Source organism: Chloroflexota bacterium (genome assembly GCA_016219275.1).
GTDB lineage: Bacteria > Chloroflexota > Anaerolineae > UBA4142 > UBA4142 > JACRBM01.
Map to the genome: position 1 here is coordinate 1 of JACRBM010000021.1, position 24,644 is coordinate 24,644.

Genomic DNA, 24,644 nt, shown 5'->3' on the forward strand with positions numbered 1-24,644 from the left:
AACGTTAGAGCCGCACGACGGCGCGCGCGCTTCGATGTCCTGGTGTCACGCGCCCTCCCGCGCGCGCTGTTGGGCGGCGTATGTTTCGCGATGGGCGTCCACTCTATCGGCTATATGAATACCCACCTTTGCCATCCCAGGACATTCAAACGGAAATCGCCCATCGCGAAACTTACATTCTACGACACAACGATGGACGGTTATCACGGAAATCAAGCGTGATTTTTCCGGGTACCCGCAACAGAAATTGCGGCTATCCACTCTAGCCATCACACGGCTAGTATAAGCCCAGTTTCCTACCGTGTCAACGGTTTCTGCGCGTGGGCAAACAAAAACCCGGCATCTCGCGCCGAGACACCGGGTTTTATTTCTGCACGCGTCACGCGTTAGAGGAAACGGAAATCCACAGAAAGAATTCCGTGTGTTTCCGTGTGGCGCGTAGCGTGTGGCAAAAAAAGAAATGTGACATTGCCAAACTACTGCGCGCTAATCGTGAGACTCGCCAGGTCGCGCGGATAGTAGGTCATCGTCTCGATGCTGTCGCGCGTGATCGCAACCGTGTCCGAATGGCGAAAGCCACCGAGGTTCGGCGCGTACAACCCAGGTTCGACGGTGAAGACCATCCCAGGTTCGAGCACCGTGTCGTCGCCCGCGTCGAGGAACGGACCTTCGTGGTACCGCAAGCCAATCGCGTGACCTGAGTGATGTCGCCAGTACGGCATCAAATTATTTTTCTCGTAATACGCGCGCACTGCTGCATCCACCTCACTGCATTTGACGCCGGGTCGCATCGCGTCGAGCGCGGTCTGTTGCGCGCCGAGCATCCACTCGAAAAATGTTTTCTGTTCGACGTTTGCTTCGCCGACAATCATCGTCCGTTCGAGTTCCGACTGATAGCCCCACATCGGACAGCCCGCTTCGCTCACCAGCACGTCGCCGGGCAGAAACGTCGCGTTCGTCGTGAGCGTGTGCGGGATGGACGCGTTGCGACCGATCTGTCCGCGATACCCGGCGGTGGGTCCGCTCGACCACATGCTTTGCGAGCGATACAACGCGCCGAGTGTGTCGAGCATTGCAAGCGTCGCCTCGTTGCTCGCGCGCTGGCTCACCTCGACTTCGTGCGCGCCGACGCGCGTGTACTTAAACAACAGCCGATGCGCGAGATTCGCCCACTTGCAACTCTCGCGAATCAACGTGAGTTCGGCATCGCTCTTGACCATCATCAATTTTTCGACGAACGACGCCGCGTCCATCACTTGCGCGCCCAACAACGCGGACAGTGCGCTGCCTTGATAACCCAGGATCCAGGGATAGCCATCGTAGTCCGCGCCGACCTTGATGCGGATGTTCATCCGCGCGCAGATTTCCGCGAACTTTATCATCGGATGTGGATTGCCGGGGTACTCGAGGTACGATTCAACGCGATCTACCTGTGCTTCCGCGTTTGCGTGTTCCACTTCGAGGCGCGGGACAAATAAGACGCGTTCGCCATCCGCGTTCATCGCGAAACAAATCGGGCGTTCGGTCGGGATGAACGCGAACCCGGTCAAGTACGTGATGTGAAAATTGTCGAACAGTGCGACGCCGTACCATTCTTGCTGTTTGACGTACTCGAGCAGTTGCTTGGCGCGCGTCGAATACTCGCCCACAGGAATTTTTAGATTCATCGGTTTCAGCGTCCCATAAGATGCCAAATCATATCCAAATCGCCCGGCGAATGACCCGTATCGGTCAGCATTAACGCGATTTCACTGCGATGCTGGGTGCCGTGATTCGCGACGTGAACGAGCGCGTGCCACAGAATAACACTTTGCGTTTGTCCACGAATCGTACGCGTGAATGGTTGGGACAGTTGCTCGGGCGTGAGCGACTCGATGAAGGCGCGGCGTTCCGCCCATAGCGTTTCCCATTTTGCGCGCACCGCGTCGAGCGTGGGCAAATCGTTCACCGTGAGCGAGTCGGACATTGGTGCGCCGCTCCATGATTGATGCCAGCGCCACTCTGCGCTGACGAGATGCACGAATGAACCCAGAATCGTAAAGGCGTGTTGCGTAAAGGGATGCCGCAATTGCTCATCCGTCAGCAAACTCGCCTTCTCAAGCAATTTCTTGTTTGCCCAGATGCCGTACTCGTACATCTGTGCGATGATTTCCTTTTCCAATTTTCCTCCTTAACCTTTGACGCCGACGCTCGCGATGCCTTCGACGAATTGCTTTTGCGCGACGAGGAACAGCGCGATGATCGGCGCGGCGACGAACAACGCTGCCGCCATCAATAAATGCCACTCGACGCCTTGTTCCGTTTGCGCGAACACGGCGAGACCCAACGGCATCGTTCGCAGTTCGACCTTGGTCGTCGTGATGAGGGGCCAGAAAAAATCATTCCAGTGCCACATCGCCGAGAGCAAACCGAAACTCGCAATCGCCGGACGCGCGAGCGGAACGTAGACGTGCCACAACGTCAACAAATGTCCCGCGCCATCAATGCGCGCCGCATCACCGAGGTCGGTAGGAATGGTGAGGAATTGTTGACGAATCAGAAATGTACCGAAACCGCTGGCGAGAAACGGCAGAATCAACGCGCCGTACGTGTCGAGCAAATTGAGTTGGCGCAATGTCACAAAATTCGGGATGAGCGTGACCTGGGACGGGACCATCATAATCGAAAGGTAGAGCAAGAACAAGAGATTCTTGCCGGGAAAATTCAAACGCGCGAACGCGTACGCGGCGAGACAACTTGTCGTCACTTGAATCACGACGATGGACGTGGTCACGATGACGCTGTTCAAAAAGAATTTGTCGAAGGGCGCTTTGCTCCACGCGACGATGAAATTTTCGAAATGGAATTCATTCGGAATCCAACGCGGCGGATAGATGAACAATTCGCTCGGCGCTTTGATCGCCGTGCTGATAAGCCACAGGAACGGCAACGCGACAACGAACGTAATCGGAAGCAGGATTGCATACGATACTATTTTTGTCCAGTCGAAATTGCGAATGGCGAATAGCGAATGGCGTTTGACGTCTGTTGACTGTTGACTATTGACTGTTGACTGATTTCTAATCATACGTCACCCATCGCCGTGAGAAATAGAGTTGCAGACCCGTGAACGCCATCGCGATGCCGACGACCAACAACGCAATCGTCGAGGCGTAACCGGCTTCGAGATTATAGAATGCCTGGCGGTACAAATAAAACACGAGCGTTGCCGTGCTGTTCGCCGGACCACCCAGCCCGGCGGTCATCACGTACACGGGGTCGAACACGCGGAATGCTTGAATCATCGAAGTGATGAGCAGAAACACCATCGTCGGCGACAGCAAGGGGAGCGTCACAAAGCGAAATGACGCCCAGCGTCCCGCGCCGTCGAGCGACGCGGCTTCGTACAAATCGCGGCGAATGTTTTGCAGACCGGCGAGAAAAATGATGATGTCGTACCCAAGCGTCTGCCAAATCATCATGATGATGATCGCGGCGAGCGCGGTGCTCGGCGAATTGAGCCAGCGGCTCGGCGGCGCGCCGAAGAGACTCAGGAACCAATTCGCCAAACCGAACTCGGGATCGTAAATCCACAACCACAACGCGGAGAGCGCGGTGAGCGAGGTCACGACCGGCAAAAAGAACGTCGTGCGAAAGACCGCGCGCAAACGCAATTTTTGATTGAGCAAAATCGCGAGTGCGAGTGCGAGGACGAGCGTGATGCCGACGACCGAAATCGTATAGACGGTGGTGTTCGACATGATCTTCCACAGATCACTGTCGTCAATCAAACGTTGATAATTGCGAAACCAGACGAAACGTTTTTCGGGACTGAGCAGATCCCAACGCGTCAACGACAAATAACCCGAATAGACGAGCGGATAGAGCGTGAACACGGCAAGCCCAAGAAACGAAGGCAGCAGAAACGCGTATGCCGTGAACGCTTCGCGAACGTGATTCCAACGAATGGTCATTGAGCCACCTTGAACCGTGATAATAAGGCGGGAGAGGCATTCACCTCTCCCGCCTCATTCGCGCAACGAAAAGTTTTACTGCAGTGCGTCGTTCGATTTCTTTGCGGCGGCATCGAGCGCCGCTTTGGGTTCGGCGGTACCCAGCAAGATGTCTTGCAATGCTGGGTTCATGTACTGGTTGATCGCTTTTTCAAACACCGCGCTGACCGCGCGTGATTTGCCGTACTTGAATGCCAGCTCGATTGCCTTTAGCGTCTTGGGCGATTGCTTGCCGTAATCCACCATCGCTTGCACTTTGAGCGCGCTCGTGCGCACCGGCAAGTATCCGCTCTTGATCGAATACTCGGCGGTATTTTCCGGCGCAGTCATCCACTTGAGGAACGTCCACGCGGCTTTTTGTTTTTCCGGCGTCGTCTTGCCAAAGATCACAAAGTTGCCGCCACCCGCGTTGAGGACGGGACCCGCGGGACCACCCGGAATCGCGGCGACATCCCAATCGAACTTGGCGTCTCGTTCGATTTGCGCGCGCGAAAAGATCGAGTGCATCAACATCACGTTTTTGCCGGCGATGAAATCGGTGACGACCGCGCCGAAATCGTTGAATCCGCGAATCGAAAGCGTCTTGTCTTTTTGCGACATGTCGCGCCAGACGTTGACGGCGGTGAGCGCCTCGGGCGAATTGTATGTCGCGGTCTTGCCATCCTTGGAGAGGAGCGAGCCGCCGAACGACAGCAACTGACCTTCGAATGCCCAGTCGCTGGCGATCGCGCCGGTCATCGGGTACGCGTTCGCGTTCTTGGCTAACAAGGTCTGCGACATCTTGCGCGCATCGTCCCAGGTCAGCGGCGGTTTGTCCGGATCGAGTCCCGCGGCTTTGAACGCATCGCGATTGATGAACATCATCGTCGTCGAGCGTTGCCAGGGAATCGCGTACAGTTTATTGTTCCAGTACGAGTTGCCCAGGAGCGCGGGCGCGAGATCGTCGAATTTGAAATCGGCGTCCTTGGAGAGATCGTCGAGCGCGAGCAATTGATTCGCGCTGGCGAGTTGCGGGATTTGCAACAGTTCGACCATCGCGGCATCGGGCAACGTGTTCGCGCTCGCGGACGCGAGGATCTTTTCAAAGTTCTGACCATAGTTGCCGGTCAAGACGAGTTCGACCTTGACGCCTTGATTCGCCGCGTTGAATTTTGCGACGAGCGCGTCCATTGCTTCCTTCAACGTGCCCGCAGTCGGCAGCGGATACCACACGGTAATATTGACTGTCGCCGCCGGCTTGGGCGCTTCGGTTGGTTTCGGCGCGGCGGTCGGTTGTGGCGCCGTGGTCGGTTGCGGTGCGGCGGTTGCCGGGACTGCCGTTGGCTTGGGCGCGTCAGTCGGTTTCGGCGCGGCAGTGGGCGGCGCAGGTGTGGGCACGGGCGTCGGCGCCGGCGCGCACGCAACGATGACACCCAGGGCAATCAGTAGAACGACGAACAGTTTGAAAATACGCACAGTTCCTCCTTTTGGAATTTCAACGTGGCGGGATTATAAGTCTACGTTAGAGAGATGTCAACCGATGTTGTAAGTTTCAAACTCGCGCTACACAATCACGGGTTCTTTGTATTCGCCCCAGGTTTTTCTCAAGACATCCATCATTTCGCCGAGCGTGGCGTACGCGTTGACCGCATCAATCAAACGCGGCATCAAGTTTGCATTCTCGCGTTTCGCCGCGTCGCGAATCGCGTCGAGCGCCGCTTGTACGCGCGCGCCATCGCGTTCGCGCCGCACGCGCTCTAATCGCGCGAGGTGATGGCGCGCGCTCGCTTCGTCCACGCGCAAGAGCGGCACGCGCAAATCTTCCTTGACGACGAAATCGTTTACGCCGACGATGACGCGATCCTTTTTCTCGATTTCGGTTTGATAGCGCGCCGCGCTCTCCGCAATCTCGCGTTGGAAAAAACCTTTTTCGATGGAAGGCAGCACGCCGCCGTGTTTTTCGATGCGAGCAAAGTACGCGTTGGCTTCTTGCTCCATTCGATTCGTGAACGCTTCGACAAAATACGAACCGCCGAGCGGATCGGCGGTGTTCGCCACACCCGATTCGTGCGCGATGATTTGTTGCGTGCGAAGCGCGATCGTCGCCGCGTTCTCGCTGGGCAACGCCCACGCCTCGTCGAGCGAATTTGTGTGGAGCGATTGCGTGCCGCCGAGCACCGCGGCGAGCGCCTGCAGCGCGACGCGCGCGACGTTGTTCATCGGTTGTTGCGCGGTGAGCGAAACGCCGGCGGTCTGCGTGTGGAATCGCATCAACCACGCGCGCGGATTCTGCGCGCCCATCGTGTCGCGCATCCAGCGCGCCCAGATGCGTCGCGCCGCGCGATACTTGGCGATCTCTTCAAAGAAATCATTGTGCGCGTTGAAGAAGAACGAGAGGCGCGGCGCGAATTCGTCAATGTTCATTCCGCGTTGGATGCCCCAGCGCACGTACTCCATGCCGTCCGCCAGCGTGAACGCGAGTTCTTGGGCGGCGGTTGAACCGGCTTCGCGGATGTGATAACCGGAAATCGAGATCGTGTTCCACAGCGGCATTTCGCGCGTGCCGAATTCCATCGTGTCCACGACGAGGCGCATCGAAGGATGCGGCGGGAAGATGAATTCTTTTTGCGCGATGTACTCTTTGAGGATGTCGTTCTGAATCGTGCCGCCGAGTTTCGCGCGCGGGACGCCGCGCTTTTCCGCCGCCGCGATGTACATCGCCCAGATGATCGCGGCGGGCGAGTTGATCGTCATCGAGGTCGTGACCTGATCCACCGGGATTCCGTCGAAGAGGAGTTCCATATCCGCGAGCGACGAAATCGCGACGCCGCACTTGCCGAACTCGCCAAGTGCTTGCGGTGCATCGGTGTCGTATCCGTACAGCGTCGGCATGTCGAACGCAGTCGAAAGCCCGGTCTCGCCGTGTTCGAGCAAGTACTTGAAGCGCGCGTTCGTCGCTTCGGCGGTGCCAAAGCCGGCGAACATGCGCATCGTCCAGAATCGTCCGCGATGCATCGTCCCGTGGACGCCGCGTGTGTACGGAAACTCGCCCGGCATTCCCAGGTCGCGTTCGTAATCCATCGCGGCGAGATCGAGCGGAGTGTAGAGGCGGTCAATGTCTTCGGAGGAGGTCGTGATAAATTTTTCGCGTCGCTCCGGCGCGCGCGCGAGGGTTTGTTGCAAGGTCGTCTCTTCCCAGCGCTCCTTCGCGTGTTGGATGTCTTCGAGCTTCTTTGCGTCGAACATTTTGCCTCCTCAAGAAAAGACGGATGACCGAGGACGGAGGACGGAATTTGCTCGGTCTTCTGTCCTCCGTCCTCCGTCACTTTTGATACAACTCGATTAGCACACCATGCGCGCTCTTGGGATGGACGAACGCGTAGCGATGTCCCTGCCCGGTCAACTGCGGCGTCTCGTTGATGAGTTGCGCACCCGCCGCTTTGAGTTGCGTGAGCGCGCCCTCGATGTCATCCACTTCGAAACAGATGTGGTGCACACCTTCGCCGCGCTTGGCAAGGAACTTGGCGAGACCGCTGTCGGTGTCTTGCGGTTCAACAAGTTCGACCTCGGTGCCGCCGACTGGCATGAACGCGACCTGGGTGCGTCCGCCTTCTTCTAGTTCCATGCGGTCTAGTTTGATGCCGAGTGCGCTTTCAAAAAATCCCAGTGCGGCGCTAATGTTTTGAACTGCAATTCCGATGTGGTCAATGCGAGTAATCATAGAATCCTTTCTGCCATAGAGGGCATAGAGAGCATAGAGAAAATGTCACAGTTGGAATCGTTTGACGCCCTCAATCAAACGTGGTTTGTTGAAATTAATCAAAAGTCCGACATTGGTACGCGTTCCACGTAAATACGAAAGTATCGTCGCGTAATGGATATTTTCGAAATCCTGGACCGCTTTCAGTTCGACTATGACTTTGCCATCCACCATCAAGTCTAACCGATGGTGACCGGCAACGATGTCTTTGTATGAAATTGGAATCGGTTTTTGTCGCTCGTACGGAATTCCGCGCAAATCGAATTCATGCGCGAGTGCCTCTTCGTAAATTGCCTCTAAAAAACCAGGACCGAGAACGCGATGCACCTCAATCGCCGCCTCGATGATTTTCGATGTCAAATCTTTATGGGGGGCGTTTGCCATGTTTTTCTCTATGCTCCCTATGTCCGCTATGGCTTTTTATGTGTGAGTCACTGCGCGATCTGATCGAGTCGCCAGCACACTTTCCTGTTGATACTGCTGGAAAAGTTTCCCCCAGGTTGTGTGCGTGCGCCAGTACTCGTACACGCTTTTGAATTTGAGGGGCCAGTACATGTAATCCTGCTCGACTTCGCCAATGAATGTAGGAACGACGACGAGTGGCGTTCGCAAAACCAATTTCTGAAACACACTCGTTGGACCATACCACGCCAACCACGCGAGAAACGTATGCGTGCTGTAACCGACCTTGAAATTCCAATTCTCGTTCGACACATCATCGCCGACCAATTCGATCTCGCGTGGATCGCCGACGCCGAGACCGTGGTCGTGCGCGAGGCGAATGTACTTGATGGCGAGCGGGTCGAACCCCATCAACTTGGCTGCCACCGCGTCAATCGCAACCTGGTCGGCGGAGGCGAGGATCACGTTCTTGACGACTGGCTCCATCAAGCGCGGACCAGGACCATTGCCAGCAGTCGTGCCATCCATCACTGCGAAAATCCCAGGATGGATTTCTTTTTGAATTGCGAGCAAATCCACGAGTGTCTCGTGAATCCACGTGTGCGTGTAATGCCGATATTTGCTGAGTAGCCCGCCGAACGCGTTCTTCATCGCGCCAGTCGTCGTCGTGTACATGTGCGTCTTGACCGTCGGCAGATGCACAATGTTTTTGCCGATGAGATAATCGGGAATGTGGATGCCTTCGGGGTAGATGTGATCGAGCGCGAGCATCTTGGCTTTCGGCTTGTACGGAACCCAGGTCATATCCTGCGTGCGGAAATTGTACAGCACCGGGATGTTGTAATGCCGAAAGATCGGCACGTAGCGATTGAGGTCTTCGCCTTTGAACGCGTTCGTGACGACGGTTTGATTTTGCACGCACGTCACGTCGTTGAATCCCGCATTTCGCAACGCGAGGATTGTGCCTTCGAGTTGCCAGGGCGTTGTGTTCGCAGCGGGCATTGGAAAGTGCCACGAGATGTTGTCTTTGAGAATTGTGGTCGTGCTTGGATCGAGCGATTTCGCTCCGCCGGCGATTTCAAACAAACGCTGATAGTCATCCAAAACGGTTTCGGGTTGTGTGCGTAGAACGGCGACTTTAGATTTGGTTGGCACTAGAAAACTCCCTGAAGGAAAAATTATGTTATTTGAGCATCGCCTCGACTTGACGTTTGAGTACCGGCAAGTCAAACTCAACGGTGGACCAAACTTCATCGTGGTCAATGCCAAAATATTCGTGGACGATAATGTTGCGCATCGCAACGATGTTCGCCCACGAGATTTCAGGGTGTCGCGATTGTGCCTCGTCTGAAACTCTGCTTGCCGCTTCACCAATGATTTGAAGATGATGGACAATCCACGTTTGAATCAACTCGTCTTGTTCAAATGCTTGGCGACCTTGTGCGGCATATTTTTCGACGTGGGCAATCGCTTCCAAAATATCTTCGAGTCGTTCGCGGTCGTCTCTCATAGCGGCACTGCCTCACGCAAAACACGTTCACGCATACGCTGTTTCAATCCACGCGATGATACAACATCCACTTGCATTCCGACCAATTGTTGCAAAGCGAGCGACAACGCCGCGTGGTTGAGCAAACCTTTTCCTAGTTCAAAATCTACGAGAAGGTCAATGTCGCTTTTCTCATCCGCTTGACCGCGCGCCACTGAACCAAACACACGGACGTTGGATGCGCCGTATTGTTTTGTGATTCGAAGAATTTCTTCGCGGTTGGTTTTCAAGAGATCATAGACTGACATTGTGTCTCCTGCGTTATCGATTACAAGCCGACACCCATCATTCACAAAACCCGCATTGCGGGTTTACAGCTCATCAGCCGTCGGATTCGATCCAATGGCTGACGATGTATTCCTATGGTTGTTTTTTCCCAATCAAGAAATCAATAATGTAGTTCAAATTGATTCCCACACCGCTGATATTAGGTTGCAAAATCAACGCATCTACAATCGCTCCCCTTTGACCTTTCGACATTTCTCGAGCTATCTGGAAGTCAGACAAAGATTTCTTCTCTCGAATATCCTTGAAGACCTTTTCAATCAAAAGCACCACATCTGAAGATGACTTGCAAGTTTTGCGCAATGGAATGAGAATCATCCGATCTGTAGGTTGTCTTGGCTCGCGTTGCTTTTCAGCATTGCGAAATTGATTGGGATGTCGTGCAGTTATCAGAATAGCGGGCAACAATTGATCTCCAGGCTGTCCATTAACGTGATGCCACGAGAGGACTTCATCTTCAAAGTGACTACCTACGGTGCCTTTCAACACAATCGCATCATTGGGAGATGCCAATTCTGCCATTTTTGCGAAATTTCTCTGCAATGTTTCCCCCAATGGCTCATCCCAACCATAGTCGAGGAGGTAAATGAAGTAGCCGCGCTCAACCTTATCTGGCAATTCACCAAGCGAATGGATCATCAATCCCATTTTTACTTCCTTTCATTAGCATCTCTGTATACTCTGTTTCACCTATGAACATATTTCCGTTGACGAACGCGGCGGGATACCCAAACATCTTGCGCGTCGCCGCCATCGGAAAATCCTTCAGCGCGTTCTCAAAGCGTTTCACTAGTTCGTCCGGCGATTTGGTGAATTTGGGCATCGGCTTTTTTGCTTTCGCTGGCATTATTGTATCCCTTTTCTCCATGTTGAAAAATCAGCAATGGTTGCTTGGTCGTTCACTCTCTTACCGCGTGCGCGGCGGCTCGATCACGTTCTTGGGACCTTGGCGATTAAAGTACCAATTGCCCAGCACATCCGCCATAGACAAGCCGTTGATCTTGTACCTGTAAAAATCTTCGCCCGTCAACACAATGTGTTTGCCGCTGAATGGGCTGTATGCGCCCGGCTGATTCTTTAGCACCTCGCGCACTTGGGTCGCGAATTTTTCAATCAGCGGACGGTCTTGCAGAGAACGCAAATTCAACTGCAAAATGCCAAGCACCACCGGGTCAAGCTGATCCATGCGATTGAACAGCGGCGTGCTGAGATGATTGTTCAGAACCAGAAATGTGCCGCCTCCACACACCCAGGGTTGCGCTTGGTTTGCCGCGACGCACGATTCATCCCATACCGGCTTCCACAAATTCAGTTCCGCTTTGCCCATCGTCGTCAACAACGCCTCGCGCGTCGTATCCACGGCTGACGCAATCCCGGAATCGGCGACCGCACGCACGTCCGCGCGATTGAACTGCTTGGCGAGTCGGTCAATATTCGCGCGCAAACCGACTCCGCCCGCCGATGAACCGGCGAACAAGATGTGTGTCGCCTGCGCGAGTGTGGGCGTGCCAACCATGTCGGGGTTTTGGAGCGCATCCATCATCGCGTTCACAATATCGTGTCCGCGAAAGTGCATCCCGAATGTTTCTGACGAGGCGCTGCGCGAACCAATCCAGTTATCGGAACTACAGTACACCAAATAGACGTGATGCCAATTGTAAAAATCCGGATTGTTCGTGCGTTGATTGCTGAGAATGCCATCGGCGCGACTGTCCTCATCCAAGCCGGTGCTCAAGTCTTGGCGCATCCAAAAACCGCTGCCGGTCAGATCGCGCGTGCGTGCTTTGCATGATGCTTCATCTGAACAGTTAAAACCGCCTTTGAACCACACGACCCATTTGTTGACGCCGTCGCCGGTGCCACGCCGATAAAAAAACACCGGCGTCGAACCATCATTGCAAACCGCTTGCGGATGTTTGGTTTGGGCGATTAGGTACGGAAGCAAGACCTGGGTCGAGACGACCGGCGTCGGACGCACGATGGTTGCGGTGGGCGCGCGTGTGGATGTCGCTGTTGGCGAAAAAGCGCGTGTCGCTGTCTGGGTTGCGGTCTGGGTCGGTGATGCGGTTGCGGTGGACGCGGACGTATTCGTCGCAAGTGGTGTGCTTGTTGATGTCGCAGGGACAGGCGTAGGTTGGTTGTTGACTGGCAACGTTCTACCCCCACTGCACCCCATCAGTGAAAACAACAAAACGAACAACGTGCAGAACTTGATTTGCCTTTTCATTGTGCAACTCTCCATTCCATCACGTCATGCAACATCACAGACGCGTTCGAGAAATAGAATTGCAATGCACAGAAAAAATCTCAAGTTAGAACATTCCCCCGCCGCGATACTCGCCAAACTCTTTGCGGAGTGTATCGCAGATTTCGCCGAGTGTCGCGTAACTTTCGACGCACGCGAGAATCGCAGGCATTAGGTTGCGCGTGCCGCGCGCCGCGTCGGTCAACGCGTTCAACGCGTTTTGCGCGCGTAGATTGTCGCGCCGATTCCGCAATTCGCGCAGACGCGCGGATTGCTCATCGCGCACGCGCGGGTCCACGCGCAAACGTTTCCCGCTGTACTTTTCCGCCGTCACGAAATCATTCACACCGATGACGACGCGTTCTTTCGCTTCGACTTCGCGCTGGAACTTCCAGGATGATTCCTGAATTTCACGCGGGACAAATCCGGTCTCAACCGCCTTGAGCGCGCCACCCATTCGTTCAATTCGTTCTAGGTATTCGTTTACCTGTTTCTCGATTTCGTCGGTGAGATTTTCGACATAGTACGACCCAGCAATCGGGTCAATCGTGTTTGTCACGCCCGACTCGTGCGCGATGATTTGTTGCGTGCGCAACGCGATCTGTACCGATTCCTCGGTCGGGAGCGCGATGGCTTCGTCGAACGAATTCGTGTGCAGCGATTGCGTGCCACCCAGGACAGCAGCGAGCGCCTCAATCGCGGTGCGGACGATATTGTTCTGCGGCTGTTGCGCGGTGAGCGAGACGCCCGCGGTCTGCGTGTGAAAACGCAACATCATCGAAGTTGCGTTCTGCGCGCCGAAACGCTCCTTGATAATGCGCGCCCACAATCGCCGCGCCGCGCGAAATTTCGCGATCTCTTCGAGGAAATCCATTTGCGACACGAAAAAGAACGAGAGTTGCGGCGCGAATTCGTCAATCGTCAGTCCGCGCGCGAGCGTCGAGTTGACGTACTCGATCGCGTTCGCGAACGTGAACGCGATTTCTTGCACCGCGGTCGAACCGGCTTCGCGAATGTGATAGCCGCTGATCGAAATCGGATTCCAGTTCGGCAGTTCGCGCGCGCAGTACTCGATGATGTCGGTCGCGAGACGCATCGAAGGCGCGGGCGGAAAGATGTACGTGCCGCGCGCGATATACTCTTTGAGAATATCGTTCTGCACGGTGCCGCGTAATTGCTTCGGGTCAACGCCTTGCTTTTTTGCCACCGCGATGTAGAGCGAAAGCAAAATGCTCGCCGTCGCGTTGATCGTCATCGAGGTCGAGACCTTGTCGAGTGGAATGCCGTCAAACAATCGCTCCATATCTGCGAGCGATGAAATGGCAACGCCGACCTTGCCGACTTCTCCTTCCGCCATCGTGGCATCGGAGTCGTAACCGGTTTGCGTGGGGAGATCGAACGCGACGGACAAGCCGGTCTGTCCCTGCGCGAGCAAATACTTGTAGCGTGCGTTCGATTCGTCCGCGCTCGCGTACCCGGCGTATTGGCGCATCGTCCAAAAGCGTCCGCGATACATCGTCGCTTGGACGCCGCGCGTAAATGGGTACTCGCCGGGAAAACCCAGGTTCGTGTTGTAATTGTCGAGCACATCTTCCGGCGTGTACACGCGTTTCGCTTCAATGCCGGAGAGAGTTTCAAATTTTGGTTTGCGTTCTTGGAGAGCCATTAGGTTCCTCGATTATTTTTCTTGTTTATTTGAATGCGCCCAAATCGCGATACCTGTTTTTCATTTCGTCGGCGGTTGCCAGCCGCGCTCTAGCGCCGCGCGTTGTTCGGCGAGCGACTGTTCGATTTCTTCTGTATGATCAAAGTAATAACTGAGCGCGTCATACACTTCGGCTAAATTCAATGTGTCAGCATATTCCTCGACAATCTGTTCCGGTGTGGCGGACTGACGCCACAATGCGACGATCGTTCGCACCGTCACGCCTTTGTCGCGTATGATGGGATTGCCACCTTGAACGCCCGGCAATTTGATAATGTGCGGATGATCGGTGATGACCGTATTGACTTGGACTTCCAATCTTTGCACTGCTTCACGCAGTTGCTTTAATTCCTCTGCGACTTGTTCGAGCCGATGAGTTGTTATCACCTGTCACTCCTTTATTTGAACTCGCTCAAATTGCGAAAACTGTTTCTCATTTGGTCGGCATCTACCTGATCCAATACCTTGCGTGTGCGCCGCAATAATTCGCCAATAAATAATTGTGGCGACACGATAATTCCAAAGTGATCGCGACCGTCTTTCCAGTATTGATCATACAGCATTCGGAAATGTCCAACGTTGAATGATAAAATTGCGCGGCGTTGTCTGATTGCATATTCCAATTGGTCTGGATCCAAAATTTCAGAATTGCCCACTTCTTGCGCTGAAATCGCATCATATTTCAATCCGCGTAATTGCTCTGCTAATGTTTTGGTAATGTCTGCGTCTGTATACAGTGCTATGTAGAGACGCGGTTCGCCAGTCGCCACGATGCCTCCTAATGTTCGCGGATATACTCTTCAATCTCGCCTCCCACTCGATAACCAACGAACCAACCAACGATCCAACCATCACACTATTTCACAATCACCAACACCTGACCTTGATCTACCTTGTCGCCGGGCTTGACGCGAATTTCTTTGACGACGCCGGCGCGCGGCACGCGCAATTCGTTCTCCATCTTCATCGCTTCGAGAATCACGATGCCTTGTTTCGCCGCGACTGCATCGCCCACGCTCGCATTGATCGCGCGCACGAGTCCAGGCATCGGCGCTTTGACGATGACATCGCCGGTTGCGCCGGCGTTTTGCGCGGTGGCTTTGGCGAGTTTGCGCGTCCGCTCGTCTTGCACCTCGACGATATGCAACTCGCCGTCAATCAACACGCGATACTCGTCGCCGTTGCGTTCGGCAAGTACTTCCCAGGAAACGTTGTCGAGCAAGAGCGAGTAGAGCGTCGTGCCTTCGATGTTGCGAAAGTCCGCGTTGTGCGGCTCGCCGTTGATGAGCACGGTGTTGTTCGGACCGATTTCGATGGCGTACGATTTCTCGTTGATGATGGCGGTGTATTTCATCGCGACAATCCTTCTAACGCGCCGTAGCGTTTCCATCCGCCGCGCGCGCTACTACTCGGCGGCGGAATCGAGAGCGCGTGTTGGCGGCGGTCGTGCGTCAACAACGTCGCGACAATCGCGGCGATTTGTTCGCGTTCGTTATCGTTCGCGCCGTCCATCGTAAAACGGTCATCGAGAAACGTCGTGTCGAAATGTCCGCCGATGAAACTGGTGCTCTGGAACAATCGCTGATGAAATGGGATCGCAGTGTGGACGCCCAGGATTTTGTATTCGCTCAACGCGCGTTTCATCCGCATGATCGCCGCCGCGCGATCGGGACCCCAGACGCACAATTTTGCGATGAGCGGATCGTAGTAGAGCGACACTTCGAATCCTTCGTAGACGCCGGTTTCAAGGCGCACGCCCGGACCGGTCGGCTCGTACAAACTAATGATCCGCCCGGTCGAAGGGAGGAATCCGTTGTACGGGTCTTCGGCGGTGATGCGACATTCGATTGCCCAGCCGCGTTGACGAATGTCTTTTTGTTTGAAACTCAATGGTCGTCCCGACGCAATCCGCAACATTTCTTTCACGAGGTCAATGCCGGTCACGAGTTCAGTGACTGGGTGCTCGACTTGGAGACGCGTATTCATTTCGAGAAAATAATAATGCCCGTGCTTGTCGAGCAAAAATTCGATTGTGCCCGCGTTCATGTACTTGGCGGCTTGCGCGGCGCGCACCGCGTCCTTGCCCATCTTTTTGCGGAGATTGTTGTCGAGCGCCGGCGACGGCGATTCCTCGACCAATTTTTGATGACGCCGTTGAATCGAGCATTCGCGTTCGCCGAGGTGCACCGTGTTGCCGCGCGCGTCCGCGAGAATTTGAAACTCGATGTGCCGCGCGTTCTCGATAATCTTTTCGATGTACACGGTCGCATCGCCGAACGCGGATTGCGCCTCACTCCGCGCGCGCGCGATCGCGCCCGGCAAATCTTCGACGCGTTCGACGCGGCGCATCCCTTTGCCGCCGCCGCCTTCCGCCGCCTTGATCATCACGGGGAACCCAATCTTCTGCGCCGCCGCGACCATCTCGTCATCGCGCAACGCGTCGAAGATGCCGGGCACGACGGGCACATGTTGCTTGGCGACCATGCGCCGCGCCTCGATCTTGTTGCCCATCGCGCGGATCGAATCGGGCGACGGTCCGACGAAGGTGATGCCGGCTTCGGCGCACGCGCGCGCAAAGTGATCGTTCTCCGCGAGAAAGCCATAACCCGGATGAATCGCGTCCACTTTGGCGCGAATCGCCGCGTCAATGATGCGGTCAATCCGCAAATACGATTCGCGCGCGGGCGCGGGCCCGATGCTGTACGCTTCGTCGGCGTAACGCACATGCAACGCGTTGCGATCCACGTCGGAGTACACCGCGACGGTGCTCAGACCCAGCTCGCGGCACGCGCGCAAAATGCGTACCGCGATTTCACCGCGATTGGCGACGAGAACTTTTTTGAACATGGATAACTCCAGTGAACCGTGGTCAGTGAACCGTGGTCAGTGAAGAGTGAACAGTCGCGTTATCCACTGTTCACTCTTCACTGTTCACGGTTCACTGATTTAGTTTTTCTTCAAGGCGCGCTTTGACCGCGTGCCATTCCGTATCAATGATGCTGTACATCACCGTATCGCGAATGTAGTCGGTGCGCGTGAGCATGTGCTTGCGGAGAACGCCTTCCTTGACCGCGCCGAGTCGTTCGATGGCGCGTTGCGAGCGAATGTTGCGTGCGTCGGTTTTGAGCTGCACGCGCACGCAACCCAGGTTTTCAAAAGCGTGTTTCAGTAAAAGATATTTGCACTCGGTGTTGATTGGCGTGCGCCAGACTTCCGGCGTCAGCCACGTCCCGCCAATTTCCAGCCCGCGATCTTTGCGATGGATGTCCATGTAACTCGTCGTGCCAATCGCGCGCCCATCGCTGTTGCGAACGATGACGAACCAGATGCGTTCGCCGGATTCGGTCTGACGAATCGCGGACGCGATCCAGGCGTGCATTTCTTCGCGCGTTTGCCCAGGAGTCGTCGCGATAAATTCCCAAATCTCATTCGGTTGCGCGGCGGCAAGCAAATCGTCTGCATACCGGAAATCCGGCGGCACGAGCCGGCTGTGCGCGCCGGTGAGGGTAACCGCAGAAATATTCATCAATTCAATCGGCATGGGCTTGGTCTAAAAATCCTTTCAATTGTGATTTCACCGATTGCCATTCGGTATCAATGATACTGTATACAATCGAATCGCGCTGATAACCTCCGCGCGTAATCATGTGTTTACGCAACACCGCTTCTTTGATTGCCCCCAATCGTTCAATTGCGCGTTGCGAGCGAAGGTTGCGCGCGTCGCATTTGAGTTGGACGCGAATGCAACCCAGGTTTTCAAACGCGTTGCCGAGCATGAGATATTTTGATTCAGTGTTGATCGCCGTGCGCCATACGGCGGGAGTCAACCACGTTCCGCCGATTTCGACGGCGCAATCGGCGTGGAAAACGTAATTATAACCGGTAATGCCAACCGCGCGCGCATCAGCGCGGCGCACGACAGTGAACCACAGATTTTTACCTTGTTGGCTTGACGCGCGCCCGCGCTCGATCAACGTGCGCCATTCGTCCTGTGTGTGGAATGGACCGAATGGAAGAAATTCCCAAATTTCATCAAACTGGGACGCGCCGAGCAAATCGTCAATGTGTTTTCCGTCCGGCGGTTCGAGGCGAACATGCGCGCCGGTGAGGGTGAGGGGCTGGATGTTCATTTATACCAAAGGAAGCATCTTGAGCACATCAAGCGAGATGATGCCTCCATCCTCTTGTATGATCTTGAGTTCGTCGCGCAAATATCTTATCGCGATATCAAATTCCACGGTGGAGCCTAAAATATTTGACACGACCTCTGCAAGTTTTTCGACAGGAAGAGCCGTCTGTTCCAATCGCCAGAGAATTGCGCCACTCGCTACGTGAACAGTCTTGAGGATTTTAGATTCGCTTTTTTTCTGAATCTGTTGCGCTAGTTGAAGAATGCGATTGAACTCAGTAAGATTCCGCCGCTGGAGTGCGGTAGCAATGTGTCCAAGCAACCTTCGCGCATCAGGTTGAGTTTTGATGCCGAGGGCTTTGAGTAGCTGACTTGTGTCACGTTCTGCCTTATCATAGTACAACTGCAACGCAGGAATCCCTTGATCCAAGATTTTTTCAAAGGCAGCTTGAGCCAATGCAACGTCCTCTGCATCGTGAGATACCAACATGGTTTCAGTATTCGCCTTCCATTCGTTACGCGTACAGCGAATTCCAAGATTGATCGGGTTCAGATTTGTCGAGCCAATGACGATTGTCGAATCCGTAATCCACACTTTGGCATGCCAATTATCGAATAGCTGAAACCGAATTCCCATCCCATCAAGTCGAATCACGTTCTCGCGCATTTTGGCTTGCTTGCTGGAATCGCGCGGAAGCCGACTTCCGACAACAAGCCGAATATCCAGACCCGGCACGCGATGTTTCTTTCCGAGAATTGCATCAACTACGTCTTGATCGGTCAAGGTTTCGCCAGCAATCCAAAGCCGCATCCTGGCCTCTTCAACAAGCGACAGAAAGAGATTCCGCGCTTTGACATCAAACGGAGCGATATAGAGTCCGTTGGACAAATTGACTGCTTCGGGAATCAGTGTCGAGGGATACTGGGGCACCAGCAGACGGTTTTCGCGGCGCAATTGTTCTTGAAGTCTGTCCCCCAAAGAATCGAAAAGGCGTCCGTTAATTTTTGGATCTTGGATGCTGGCTTCACAGAATCGTCCGCTGATTTGTTTGAACTTGTCTTTGAAATTTTCAATGTGCTCACTTGATTCGGATTGAAAGAATACTTCCCAATCATTGCTGTCATTCAAATTAGCGGACAAGGCAAGCGCCACTTTTTCACTCACAATGAACTTGCCGTGTAGCGAGTACCATTTGTTGCCGCCGCCACCTTTCTGAACACCGCTACGCGAGCTACTCGTAAGAGTTGGGTCGCCGACTTCCCAAAGGCAATACTTGATTCCTGATAATTGCTGATGTTGTTTTGCAAGATGATCGCGCAAAGATTCATCACCAAGACTATCAACTGGTAAAGTAATGATTTGGACATCGGTTCCTTGTCGTTGCTTCGCAATCAAGGCGTCAATAATCTTCGTATCGGTCAGTTGAAAGGCAACCACCCAAAGAAATTGTTCTGCTGTTCGAATGGCATTGTCCAGAGTTGCCCGCGATCGCGTAATTTCAATCATTCAGCAATACTCCTTCGTTGGTTCGATTCGTCACTGTCGGGAGAAATTCATGTGCTTCGATGCCCATATCGTTTCTTGGATTCAAACAATACCATTTGACGTTTTGGTGTTTTCACCTGAATTGGATCGCCCAGCCATATCTCGCGCAATTTTTGTGTAAAGCGATAGTACTCGCGCAATGCTACGACCGAGTCTGAATCGCGTTGCGATTCAAGTCGTTCTTGGATAATTTTGATATTCTTTGGATCAATCTCGATTCCCACAGACTGACGCCCAACTTGCTCTGCGACAACCAACGTCGTTCCCGATCCGGCAAACGGATCAAGCACAAGATCGCCGGGCATTGTCGAAGATAGAATGATACGAAGCAACAGTGCGACAGGGGACTGTTGTTTATGCGCGCGTTCGCCGTTGGTTTGACGCAACGCTTCATCGCCAGCAAAATAGCCCGAAGTCAACTCACGAATATCATCCCAAACGTCAGTAACAAATATACCATCTTCGCGCGGGAGTTTGTGTTCGGGACGCAACGGCAAGTCAATCCGCAAACGATTAAAAACGCGCGGACGGTTTCCTTTCGTCGCGAAAGCAATCACTTGGTATTGCTTGCCGTAACGAATCGTACTTGGCACTGCTGATGTACGCTTGGTCCAGATTATCAAGTTCTGGAACGTCCAACCCGAATCGCGCAAGCAACGTAAAACTGCTTCGGCATTCTTCTCACGTTGCATAAAGTAAATCGCGCCGCCGTCTGTTGTCAAATCGCGAACGCGTTCGCAAATAGTTTTCATCATTTGCCAATAGTCGGATTCGGGCAACGCATCATCAAAGTAATCGTAATCTTTACCTTGATTGAATGGTGGATCGAGAAAAGTCAGACAGACTTGGCGATCACCAACTTCGCGACGGAAAACATCTTTATTCAATTTTTCGAGACAATCACCCCGAATTACTTTGGCGTTTGTCATATGTCTATTGTCTTCTGTAGCAGAATATTTCTATGTCTTCTCAATTGTCATTCCGAACTCTTTCAGACTGCTAGAGTCTGAGTCATTTTTTGGATTTCCGCAATATTTCGGGTGTTCGTCCTATTTCTCTCAATTGTCTAACCGATTCAGTTTCGACCCGGCTAAAGGACTGTCCTAACCACCCCATTTCGTTCTCAACGTAATCTCGCAGATAATCTTCGGTGTCTTGCTTCATGTCCCCAAGTTCTTCTTCACCGCGAATTCTACGAATGTCACCATCGGTTACATTAATCCGAAGCACAACACGATAGGTTTTCACCACATCATTCCCATCTTGTTTTCGATGAATCAATCCGAGTGGTCTTACTCTCACAATTGAAGCCGACTGCTTTGACATTTTGACACCTTCCTCCTCATGCATCATAAATCTACAATCGCAAGTCCAAAATCCAAAATCACAACGGAATGTTTCCATGCTTTTTTGGCGGATTCGTGTCGCGCTTGTTCTGCAACATCTCCAAACCCGCGATGAGTTTCGCGCGCGTTTGGTGCGGCTCGATCACGTCGTCAATGTAGCCGCGTCCCGCCGCGATGTACGGGTTCGCAAAGTGCTCGCGATATTCCTGGGTCAGTTTTTGCTTCATCGCGTCCGGATCCGCCGCGCTCGCGATATCTTCGCGGTACAAAATGTTCACCGCGCCGTCGGGTCCCATTACCGCGATCTCCGCCGAGGGCCACGCATAGTTCAGGTCGCCGCGAATGTGCTTGGAACTCATCACGTCGTACGCGCCGCCGTATGCTTTGCGCGTAATGACCGTGATCTTGGGCACCGTCGCTTCACAGTACGCAAACAACAATTTCGCGCCGTGCCGAATGATGCCGCCGTGCTCTTGTCCCAAGCCGGGCAAAAAGCCGGGCACATCTTCGAACGTGATGAGCGGAATGTTGAAACAATCGCAAAAGCGGACGAACCGCGCGCCCTTCGCGGATGAATTGATATCGAGCACGCCAGCGAGCACCATCGGTTGTTGCGCGACGATGCCCACCGCGCGTCCGTTCAAGCGCGCAAAGCCAACGATGATGTTGCCGGCAAAATGCTCGTGCACTTCAAAAAAATCGCCGTCGTCAACGACGAGACGAATCACTTCTTTCATATCGTACGGTTTGTTTGGCGAATCGGGAATAAGTGTGTCGAGCGCCTGGTCGGCGCGCAACGGATCGTCGCTGGGACGGACAAGCGGCGGCTCTTCCAGGTTGTTCTGGGGCAGGAACGACAATAGTTTGCGAATCATCGAAACGCAATGCTCTTCATTCTCCGCCGCAAAATGCGCGACGCCGCTTTTTTCATTATGCACCATCGCGCCGCCGAGTTGCTCAAAGGTTACGTCCTCGTGCGTCACGGTCTTGACCACATCGGGACCGGTGACGAACATGTAACTCGTGTCCTTGACCATGAAGATGAAATCGGTGAGCGCGGGCGAATAGACCGCGCCCCCGGCGCACGGTCCCATAATCGAACTGATTTGCGGAATCACGCCGCTTGCCATCGTATTCCGCAGAAAAATATCCGCGTAACCGCCGAGCGAAACGACGCCTTCTTGAATGCGCGCGCCGCCGGAATCGTTCACGCCGATCAAGGGCGCGCCGTTTTTCATCGCGAGATCCATCAGGCGCACGATTTTTTCCGCGTGCGCTTCGCCGAGCGATCCGCCGAACACGGTGAAATCCTGGGAGAACACATAGACCAAGCGTCCGTTGATCGTGCCGTACCCAGTGATGACGCCATCGCCGTAGATCGTTTGCTTGGCATTGCCGAACGCACTGCCGCGTTGGGTGACAAAGCCGCCTAGTTCCTGGAACGATCCTTCGTCGAGTAACAGGTCCACGCGTTCGCGCGCGGTCAATTTGCCGCGCGCGTGTTGTTGCTCGATGCGTTTCGTGCCCCCGCCTTGGCGCGCTTCTTCGCGTTTCTGGCGTAGTTCGAGAACTTTAGGATCAATGGACATGATGTTCTCCCGCGTTCGGAATTTCTATTTGTTGGGACTCCCAGAATATTCACGTGTTCCCGCGTGCTCTTTGCAAGATGTGCTTACGTTGCCAATGTCGGATTAGCCGCAGAACCACGCAGAAGCACGCAGATTTTTCTTTCGCCGCGAAATTCTGCGTGCTTCTGCGGCGAAAAAAGAAATATGACATTGTCGAACTACTTACTCTCCAACGCGCTCCGCGCGATGACTAGGCGTTGAATCTCGCTTGTGCCTTCGTAAATCTCGGTGATCTTGGCGTCGCGGAAATAGCGTTCGACTGGTAATTCCTTGCTGTAACCCACGCCGCCGTGCACTTGAATCGCTTTCGTCGCCACCCACATCGCCGTCTCGCTCGCGTACAGTTTCGCCATCGAGGCTTCGCGCGTAAAGCGTTCGCCGCGATCTTTTTTGTTTGCCGCGTTATAGATCAATAGACGTGACGCTTCGATACGGACCGCCATGTCCGCGATCATCCACTGAATCGCTTGAAAGTCGCCGATCTTTTGCCCGAACGCTTCGCGCTCTTTTGCGTACGCGACGCTCGCTTCGTACGCGGCTTGGGCGATGCCGAGCGCTTGCGACGCGATGCCGATACGCCCGGCGTCGAGAATGCTCATCGCGATTTTGAAACCATCGCCGTCGCCGCCGAGCATGTACGACGCCGGGAGGCGATAGTTGTCGTACGAACATTCACACGTCGCGCTCGCGCGGATGCCCAGCTTTGGTTCCTTTTTGCCGGCGGCAAAGCCGGGCAGTTTCGTGTCCACGATAAAACAAGCCGTGCCGCGATGTTTCAACTCGGGTTGGGTTGACGCGAAGAGGATGATGTAATCCGCGACGGGACCGCTCGTGACCCAGGACTTGCGACCGTTGATGACCCAGGCGTCACCTTCGCGCACCGCGCGCGTTCGCATGTTGCCGGCATCGCTGCCCGATTGCGGTTCGGTCAACGAGTACGCGCCAATTTTTTTACCGGAGGCAAGTGGAATCAGGAAATCATGTTTTTGTTGATCGGTGCCAAATTTCTTCAGACCATAGCACACGAGCGAGTTGTTGACGCTCATGATCGCGCCGTGCGCCGCGCACACTTTGGAGATTTCTTCCATCGCGAGGACGTAACTCAGACAATCTAGACCGCCGCCGCCGTACTCCTCCGGAATTTCAATCCCCATCAATCCCAGTTCGCCCATTTGCTTGACGGTCGCATGTGGAAACTCGCCCGTCTCGTCAATCTGCGCCGCAATCGGCGCGATCTCTTTTTGGGCGAAATCGCGCGCCAGGTCACGGATCGCGCGTTGTTCCTCAGTCAGTTGGAAATCCATGGTGATTCTCCTTATGCAATAACCCGCACGAGCAATTTGAGATTCTCTCGTGCGGGAGTGCGTTCCCGAAAACGCGTTGGCGGTGTGTGTCTGTCCTCGGCATGTGTCAGTCCTCGGTTGAAGAGAAAGGTCATCGAATCGGATGATTTAACATTCGGCAATCCCCATTTTACCAAATATCGCGCCGTTTGGAAAATGCCCCGGCTTGGTGCGTCCGATGTGCGCTTCTTGCCAACGCGGCGCAATCCCGCTATACTTGCGTTTCGGTGACCACAGCGAAATCCGAACGAATCAGGAGATTGCGATGCTAACGATTCCCGAAAAATTTGCCGACTTGTTCGCGCGCGAGAAAAAAGCGATTGCGAATCTCGCGCTGGTGATGAAAAACGGAACGCCGCAAGTAACGCCGATTTGGTTCGACTATGACGGCACACACATCATCATCAACACCGCGCGCGGACGCGTCAAGGACAAGATTCTGCGCCGTCATCCCAAGGTGGCGCTGGCGATTTCCGACCCGACAAATCCGTATCGCTACATCCAGGTTCGCGGCATGGTTGTTGCCGAATCCGAAGAGGGCGGCTATGAAATGATTTGCCAGTTGAATCAAAAGTATCATGGCAATCCAAATTATCCCAAACGCCCCGGCGAGGTGCGAGTGACCTACGAAATTCTGCCGGAACACATGAACACGATGGGCTGACCGCGTGTCATTGCGAGGGCGGTTTTTGCCCGAAGCAATCCCCGCACTACTATTCCGGAACGACCTGGTTG

The 24,644-nt window shown here is 54.2% G+C and carries 28 protein-coding genes; 2 read left to right on the plus strand and 26 right to left on the minus strand.

The window, feature by feature from the left end:
- Positions 1–42 precede the first annotated feature (42 nt).
- Positions 43–222 carry a hypothetical protein gene (locus HY868_03640; GenBank protein MBI5301205.1) on the plus strand — a complete coding sequence of 60 codons (180 nt, stop codon included), beginning with the start codon at positions 43–45 and terminating at the stop codon, positions 220–222.
- A 254-nt stretch (positions 223–476) separates the two neighbouring features.
- Here HY868_03640 and HY868_03645 read toward each other — a convergent pair whose 3' ends face one another.
- The 26 genes from HY868_03645 to HY868_03770 form a co-directional block, all read right to left on the minus strand.
- Entirely contained in the window at positions 477–1,667 is a 1,191-nt protein-coding gene (locus tag HY868_03645; GenBank protein ID MBI5301206.1) for an aminopeptidase P family protein, read from the minus strand.
- A gap of 5 nt (positions 1,668–1,672) precedes the next feature.
- Positions 1,673–2,161 (minus strand): DinB family protein, encoded by a 489-nt coding sequence (locus tag HY868_03650; GenBank protein ID MBI5301207.1) that lies wholly within the window; start codon positions 2,159–2,161, stop codon positions 1,673–1,675.
- Between the two features lie 9 nt (positions 2,162–2,170).
- Positions 2,171–3,067: a carbohydrate ABC transporter permease gene (locus HY868_03655; protein ID MBI5301208.1), complete on the minus strand. Its 897-nt coding sequence runs from the start codon at positions 3,065–3,067 to the stop codon at positions 2,171–2,173.
- Positions 3,060–3,953, minus strand: coding sequence for a sugar ABC transporter permease (locus HY868_03660; GenBank protein MBI5301209.1), 894 nt, complete (start codon positions 3,951–3,953; stop codon positions 3,060–3,062). Before HY868_03660 ends, HY868_03655 begins: the two co-directional genes overlap by 8 nt.
- A gap of 75 nt (positions 3,954–4,028) precedes the next feature.
- Positions 4,029–5,447, minus strand: coding sequence for an extracellular solute-binding protein (locus tag HY868_03665; GenBank protein MBI5301210.1), 1,419 nt, complete (start codon positions 5,445–5,447; stop codon positions 4,029–4,031).
- A gap of 87 nt (positions 5,448–5,534) precedes the next feature.
- Positions 5,535–7,217: a methylmalonyl-CoA mutase family protein gene (locus HY868_03670; GenBank protein ID MBI5301211.1), complete on the minus strand. Its 1,683-nt coding sequence runs from the start codon at positions 7,215–7,217 to the stop codon at positions 5,535–5,537.
- Between the two features lie 76 nt (positions 7,218–7,293).
- Positions 7,294–7,692 (minus strand): methylmalonyl-CoA epimerase, encoded by a 399-nt coding sequence (gene mce / locus HY868_03675; GenBank protein MBI5301212.1) that lies wholly within the window; start codon positions 7,690–7,692, stop codon positions 7,294–7,296.
- A 45-nt stretch (positions 7,693–7,737) separates the two neighbouring features.
- On the minus strand, positions 7,738–8,115 hold the full coding sequence (locus HY868_03680) for a GxxExxY protein (GenBank protein ID MBI5301213.1): 378 nt from the start codon (positions 8,113–8,115) through the stop codon (positions 7,738–7,740).
- Positions 8,116–8,151: 36 nt separating this feature from the next.
- Positions 8,152–9,387, minus strand: a complete 1,236-nt coding sequence (locus HY868_03685; GenBank protein ID MBI5301214.1) for a DUF362 domain-containing protein — start codon at positions 9,385–9,387, stop codon at positions 8,152–8,154.
- Positions 9,317–9,643, minus strand: coding sequence for a DUF86 domain-containing protein (locus HY868_03690; protein MBI5301215.1), 327 nt, complete (start codon positions 9,641–9,643; stop codon positions 9,317–9,319). The genes HY868_03685 and HY868_03690 overlap by 71 nt, the downstream gene beginning before the upstream one ends.
- Positions 9,640–9,930, minus strand: coding sequence for a nucleotidyltransferase family protein (locus tag HY868_03695; GenBank protein ID MBI5301216.1), 291 nt, complete (start codon positions 9,928–9,930; stop codon positions 9,640–9,642). Before HY868_03695 ends, HY868_03690 begins: the two co-directional genes overlap by 4 nt.
- Before the next feature lie 112 nt (positions 9,931–10,042).
- Positions 10,043–10,615 carry a hypothetical protein gene (locus tag HY868_03700; protein ID MBI5301217.1) on the minus strand — a complete coding sequence of 191 codons (573 nt, stop codon included), beginning with the start codon at positions 10,613–10,615 and terminating at the stop codon, positions 10,043–10,045.
- Positions 10,587–10,814, minus strand: a complete 228-nt coding sequence (locus HY868_03705) for a hypothetical protein (GenBank protein ID MBI5301218.1) — start codon at positions 10,812–10,814, stop codon at positions 10,587–10,589. Before HY868_03705 ends, HY868_03700 begins: the two co-directional genes overlap by 29 nt.
- Before the next feature lie 60 nt (positions 10,815–10,874).
- Positions 10,875–12,194, minus strand: a complete 1,320-nt coding sequence (locus tag HY868_03710; GenBank protein ID MBI5301219.1) for a hypothetical protein — start codon at positions 12,192–12,194, stop codon at positions 10,875–10,877.
- A gap of 85 nt (positions 12,195–12,279) precedes the next feature.
- A complete protein-coding gene (locus tag HY868_03715) occupies positions 12,280–13,878 on the minus strand; it encodes a methylmalonyl-CoA mutase family protein (protein MBI5301220.1) in 1,599 nt (532 codons plus the stop codon).
- Positions 13,879–13,938: 60 nt separating this feature from the next.
- The gene (locus HY868_03720) at positions 13,939–14,304 is read right to left on the minus strand and encodes a DUF433 domain-containing protein (protein ID MBI5301221.1); all 366 of its coding nucleotides are present in this window, start codon (positions 14,302–14,304) and stop codon (positions 13,939–13,941) included.
- Between the two features lie 11 nt (positions 14,305–14,315).
- The gene (locus HY868_03725; GenBank protein MBI5301222.1) at positions 14,316–14,687 is read right to left on the minus strand and encodes a DUF5615 family PIN-like protein; all 372 of its coding nucleotides are present in this window, start codon (positions 14,685–14,687) and stop codon (positions 14,316–14,318) included.
- 86 nt (positions 14,688–14,773) lie between these two features.
- Complete coding sequence (locus tag HY868_03730; GenBank protein MBI5301223.1) at positions 14,774–15,271, minus strand: biotin/lipoyl-binding protein; 498 nt, start codon at positions 15,269–15,271, stop codon at positions 14,774–14,776.
- Complete coding sequence (gene accC, locus HY868_03735) at positions 15,268–16,764, minus strand: acetyl-CoA carboxylase biotin carboxylase subunit (protein ID MBI5301224.1); 1,497 nt, start codon at positions 16,762–16,764, stop codon at positions 15,268–15,270. Before accC ends, HY868_03730 begins: the two co-directional genes overlap by 4 nt.
- 91 nt (positions 16,765–16,855) lie before the next feature.
- Positions 16,856–17,446 carry a GNAT family N-acetyltransferase gene (locus HY868_03740; GenBank protein MBI5301225.1) on the minus strand — a complete coding sequence of 197 codons (591 nt, stop codon included), beginning with the start codon at positions 17,444–17,446 and terminating at the stop codon, positions 16,856–16,858.
- A gap of 1 nt (position 17,447) precedes the next feature.
- Positions 17,448–18,047: a GNAT family N-acetyltransferase gene (locus HY868_03745; protein ID MBI5301226.1), complete on the minus strand. Its 600-nt coding sequence runs from the start codon at positions 18,045–18,047 to the stop codon at positions 17,448–17,450.
- Positions 18,048–19,553: a phosphatidylserine/phosphatidylglycerophosphate/cardiolipin synthase family protein gene (locus tag HY868_03750; GenBank protein ID MBI5301227.1), complete on the minus strand. Its 1,506-nt coding sequence runs from the start codon at positions 19,551–19,553 to the stop codon at positions 18,048–18,050.
- 47 nt (positions 19,554–19,600) lie between these two features.
- On the minus strand, positions 19,601–20,521 hold the full coding sequence (locus HY868_03755) for a site-specific DNA-methyltransferase (GenBank protein ID MBI5301228.1): 921 nt from the start codon (positions 20,519–20,521) through the stop codon (positions 19,601–19,603).
- Between the two features lie 82 nt (positions 20,522–20,603).
- Positions 20,604–20,918 (minus strand): hypothetical protein, encoded by a 315-nt coding sequence (locus HY868_03760; GenBank protein ID MBI5301229.1) that lies wholly within the window; start codon positions 20,916–20,918, stop codon positions 20,604–20,606.
- Between the two features lie 58 nt (positions 20,919–20,976).
- A complete protein-coding gene (locus HY868_03765) occupies positions 20,977–22,527 on the minus strand; it encodes an acyl-CoA carboxylase subunit beta (GenBank protein MBI5301230.1) in 1,551 nt (516 codons plus the stop codon).
- A gap of 197 nt (positions 22,528–22,724) precedes the next feature.
- Complete coding sequence (locus tag HY868_03770) at positions 22,725–23,870, minus strand: acyl-CoA dehydrogenase (GenBank protein MBI5301231.1); 1,146 nt, start codon at positions 23,868–23,870, stop codon at positions 22,725–22,727.
- Between the two features lie 304 nt (positions 23,871–24,174).
- Here HY868_03770 and HY868_03775 point away from each other — a divergent pair, with 304 nt between their 5' ends.
- Positions 24,175–24,573, plus strand: a complete 399-nt coding sequence (locus HY868_03775) for a TIGR03618 family F420-dependent PPOX class oxidoreductase (protein ID MBI5301232.1) — start codon at positions 24,175–24,177, stop codon at positions 24,571–24,573.
- Positions 24,574–24,644: the final 71 nt, after the last annotated feature.

What these genes read in the sequence shown, in the direction of transcription:
- HY868_03670 (MBI5301211.1), bottom strand. Translation starts at nt 7,217, where the DNA reads ATGTTCGACGCAAAGAAGCTCGAAGACATCCAACACGCGAAGGAGCGC.
- HY868_03695 (MBI5301216.1), bottom strand. Translation starts at nt 9,930, where the DNA reads ATGTCAGTCTATGATCTCTTGAAAACCAACCGCGAAGAAATTCTTCGA.
- HY868_03705 (MBI5301218.1), bottom strand. Translation starts at nt 10,814, where the DNA reads ATGCCAGCGAAAGCAAAAAAGCCGATGCCCAAATTCACCAAATCGCCG.
- HY868_03730 (MBI5301223.1), bottom strand. Translation starts at nt 15,271, where the DNA reads ATGAAATACACCGCCATCATCAACGAGAAATCGTACGCCATCGAAATC.
- HY868_03760 (MBI5301229.1), bottom strand. Translation starts at nt 20,918, where the DNA reads ATGTCAAAGCAGTCGGCTTCAATTGTGAGAGTAAGACCACTCGGATTG.
- accC (MBI5301224.1), bottom strand. Translation starts at nt 16,764, where the DNA reads ATGTTCAAAAAAGTTCTCGTCGCCAATCGCGGTGAAATCGCGGTACGC.
- HY868_03770 (MBI5301231.1), bottom strand. Translation starts at nt 23,870, where the DNA reads ATGGATTTCCAACTGACTGAGGAACAACGCGCGATCCGTGACCTGGCG.
- HY868_03700 (MBI5301217.1), bottom strand. Translation starts at nt 10,615, where the DNA reads ATGGGATTGATGATCCATTCGCTTGGTGAATTGCCAGATAAGGTTGAG.
- HY868_03685 (MBI5301214.1), bottom strand. Translation starts at nt 9,387, where the DNA reads ATGAAGTTTGGTCCACCGTTGAGTTTGACTTGCCGGTACTCAAACGTC.
- HY868_03655 (MBI5301208.1), bottom strand. Translation starts at nt 3,067, where the DNA reads ATGATTAGAAATCAGTCAACAGTCAATAGTCAACAGTCAACAGACGTC.
- HY868_03710 (MBI5301219.1), bottom strand. Translation starts at nt 12,194, where the DNA reads ATGAAAAGGCAAATCAAGTTCTGCACGTTGTTCGTTTTGTTGTTTTCA.
- HY868_03690 (MBI5301215.1), bottom strand. Translation starts at nt 9,643, where the DNA reads ATGAGAGACGACCGCGAACGACTCGAAGATATTTTGGAAGCGATTGCC.
- mce (MBI5301212.1), bottom strand. Translation starts at nt 7,692, where the DNA reads ATGATTACTCGCATTGACCACATCGGAATTGCAGTTCAAAACATTAGC.
- HY868_03765 (MBI5301230.1), bottom strand. Translation starts at nt 22,527, where the DNA reads ATGTCCATTGATCCTAAAGTTCTCGAACTACGCCAGAAACGCGAAGAA.
- HY868_03715 (MBI5301220.1), bottom strand. Translation starts at nt 13,878, where the DNA reads ATGGCTCTCCAAGAACGCAAACCAAAATTTGAAACTCTCTCCGGCATT.
- HY868_03745 (MBI5301226.1), bottom strand. Translation starts at nt 18,047, where the DNA reads ATGAACATCCAGCCCCTCACCCTCACCGGCGCGCATGTTCGCCTCGAA.
- HY868_03645 (MBI5301206.1), bottom strand. Translation starts at nt 1,667, where the DNA reads ATGAATCTAAAAATTCCTGTGGGCGAGTATTCGACGCGCGCCAAGCAA.
- HY868_03755 (MBI5301228.1), bottom strand. Translation starts at nt 20,521, where the DNA reads ATGACAAACGCCAAAGTAATTCGGGGTGATTGTCTCGAAAAATTGAAT.
- HY868_03750 (MBI5301227.1), bottom strand. Translation starts at nt 19,553, where the DNA reads ATGATTGAAATTACGCGATCGCGGGCAACTCTGGACAATGCCATTCGA.
- HY868_03660 (MBI5301209.1), bottom strand. Translation starts at nt 3,953, where the DNA reads ATGACCATTCGTTGGAATCACGTTCGCGAAGCGTTCACGGCATACGCG.
- HY868_03680 (MBI5301213.1), bottom strand. Translation starts at nt 8,115, where the DNA reads ATGGCAAACGCCCCCCATAAAGATTTGACATCGAAAATCATCGAGGCG.
- HY868_03775 (MBI5301232.1), top strand. Translation starts at nt 24,175, where the DNA reads ATGCTAACGATTCCCGAAAAATTTGCCGACTTGTTCGCGCGCGAGAAA.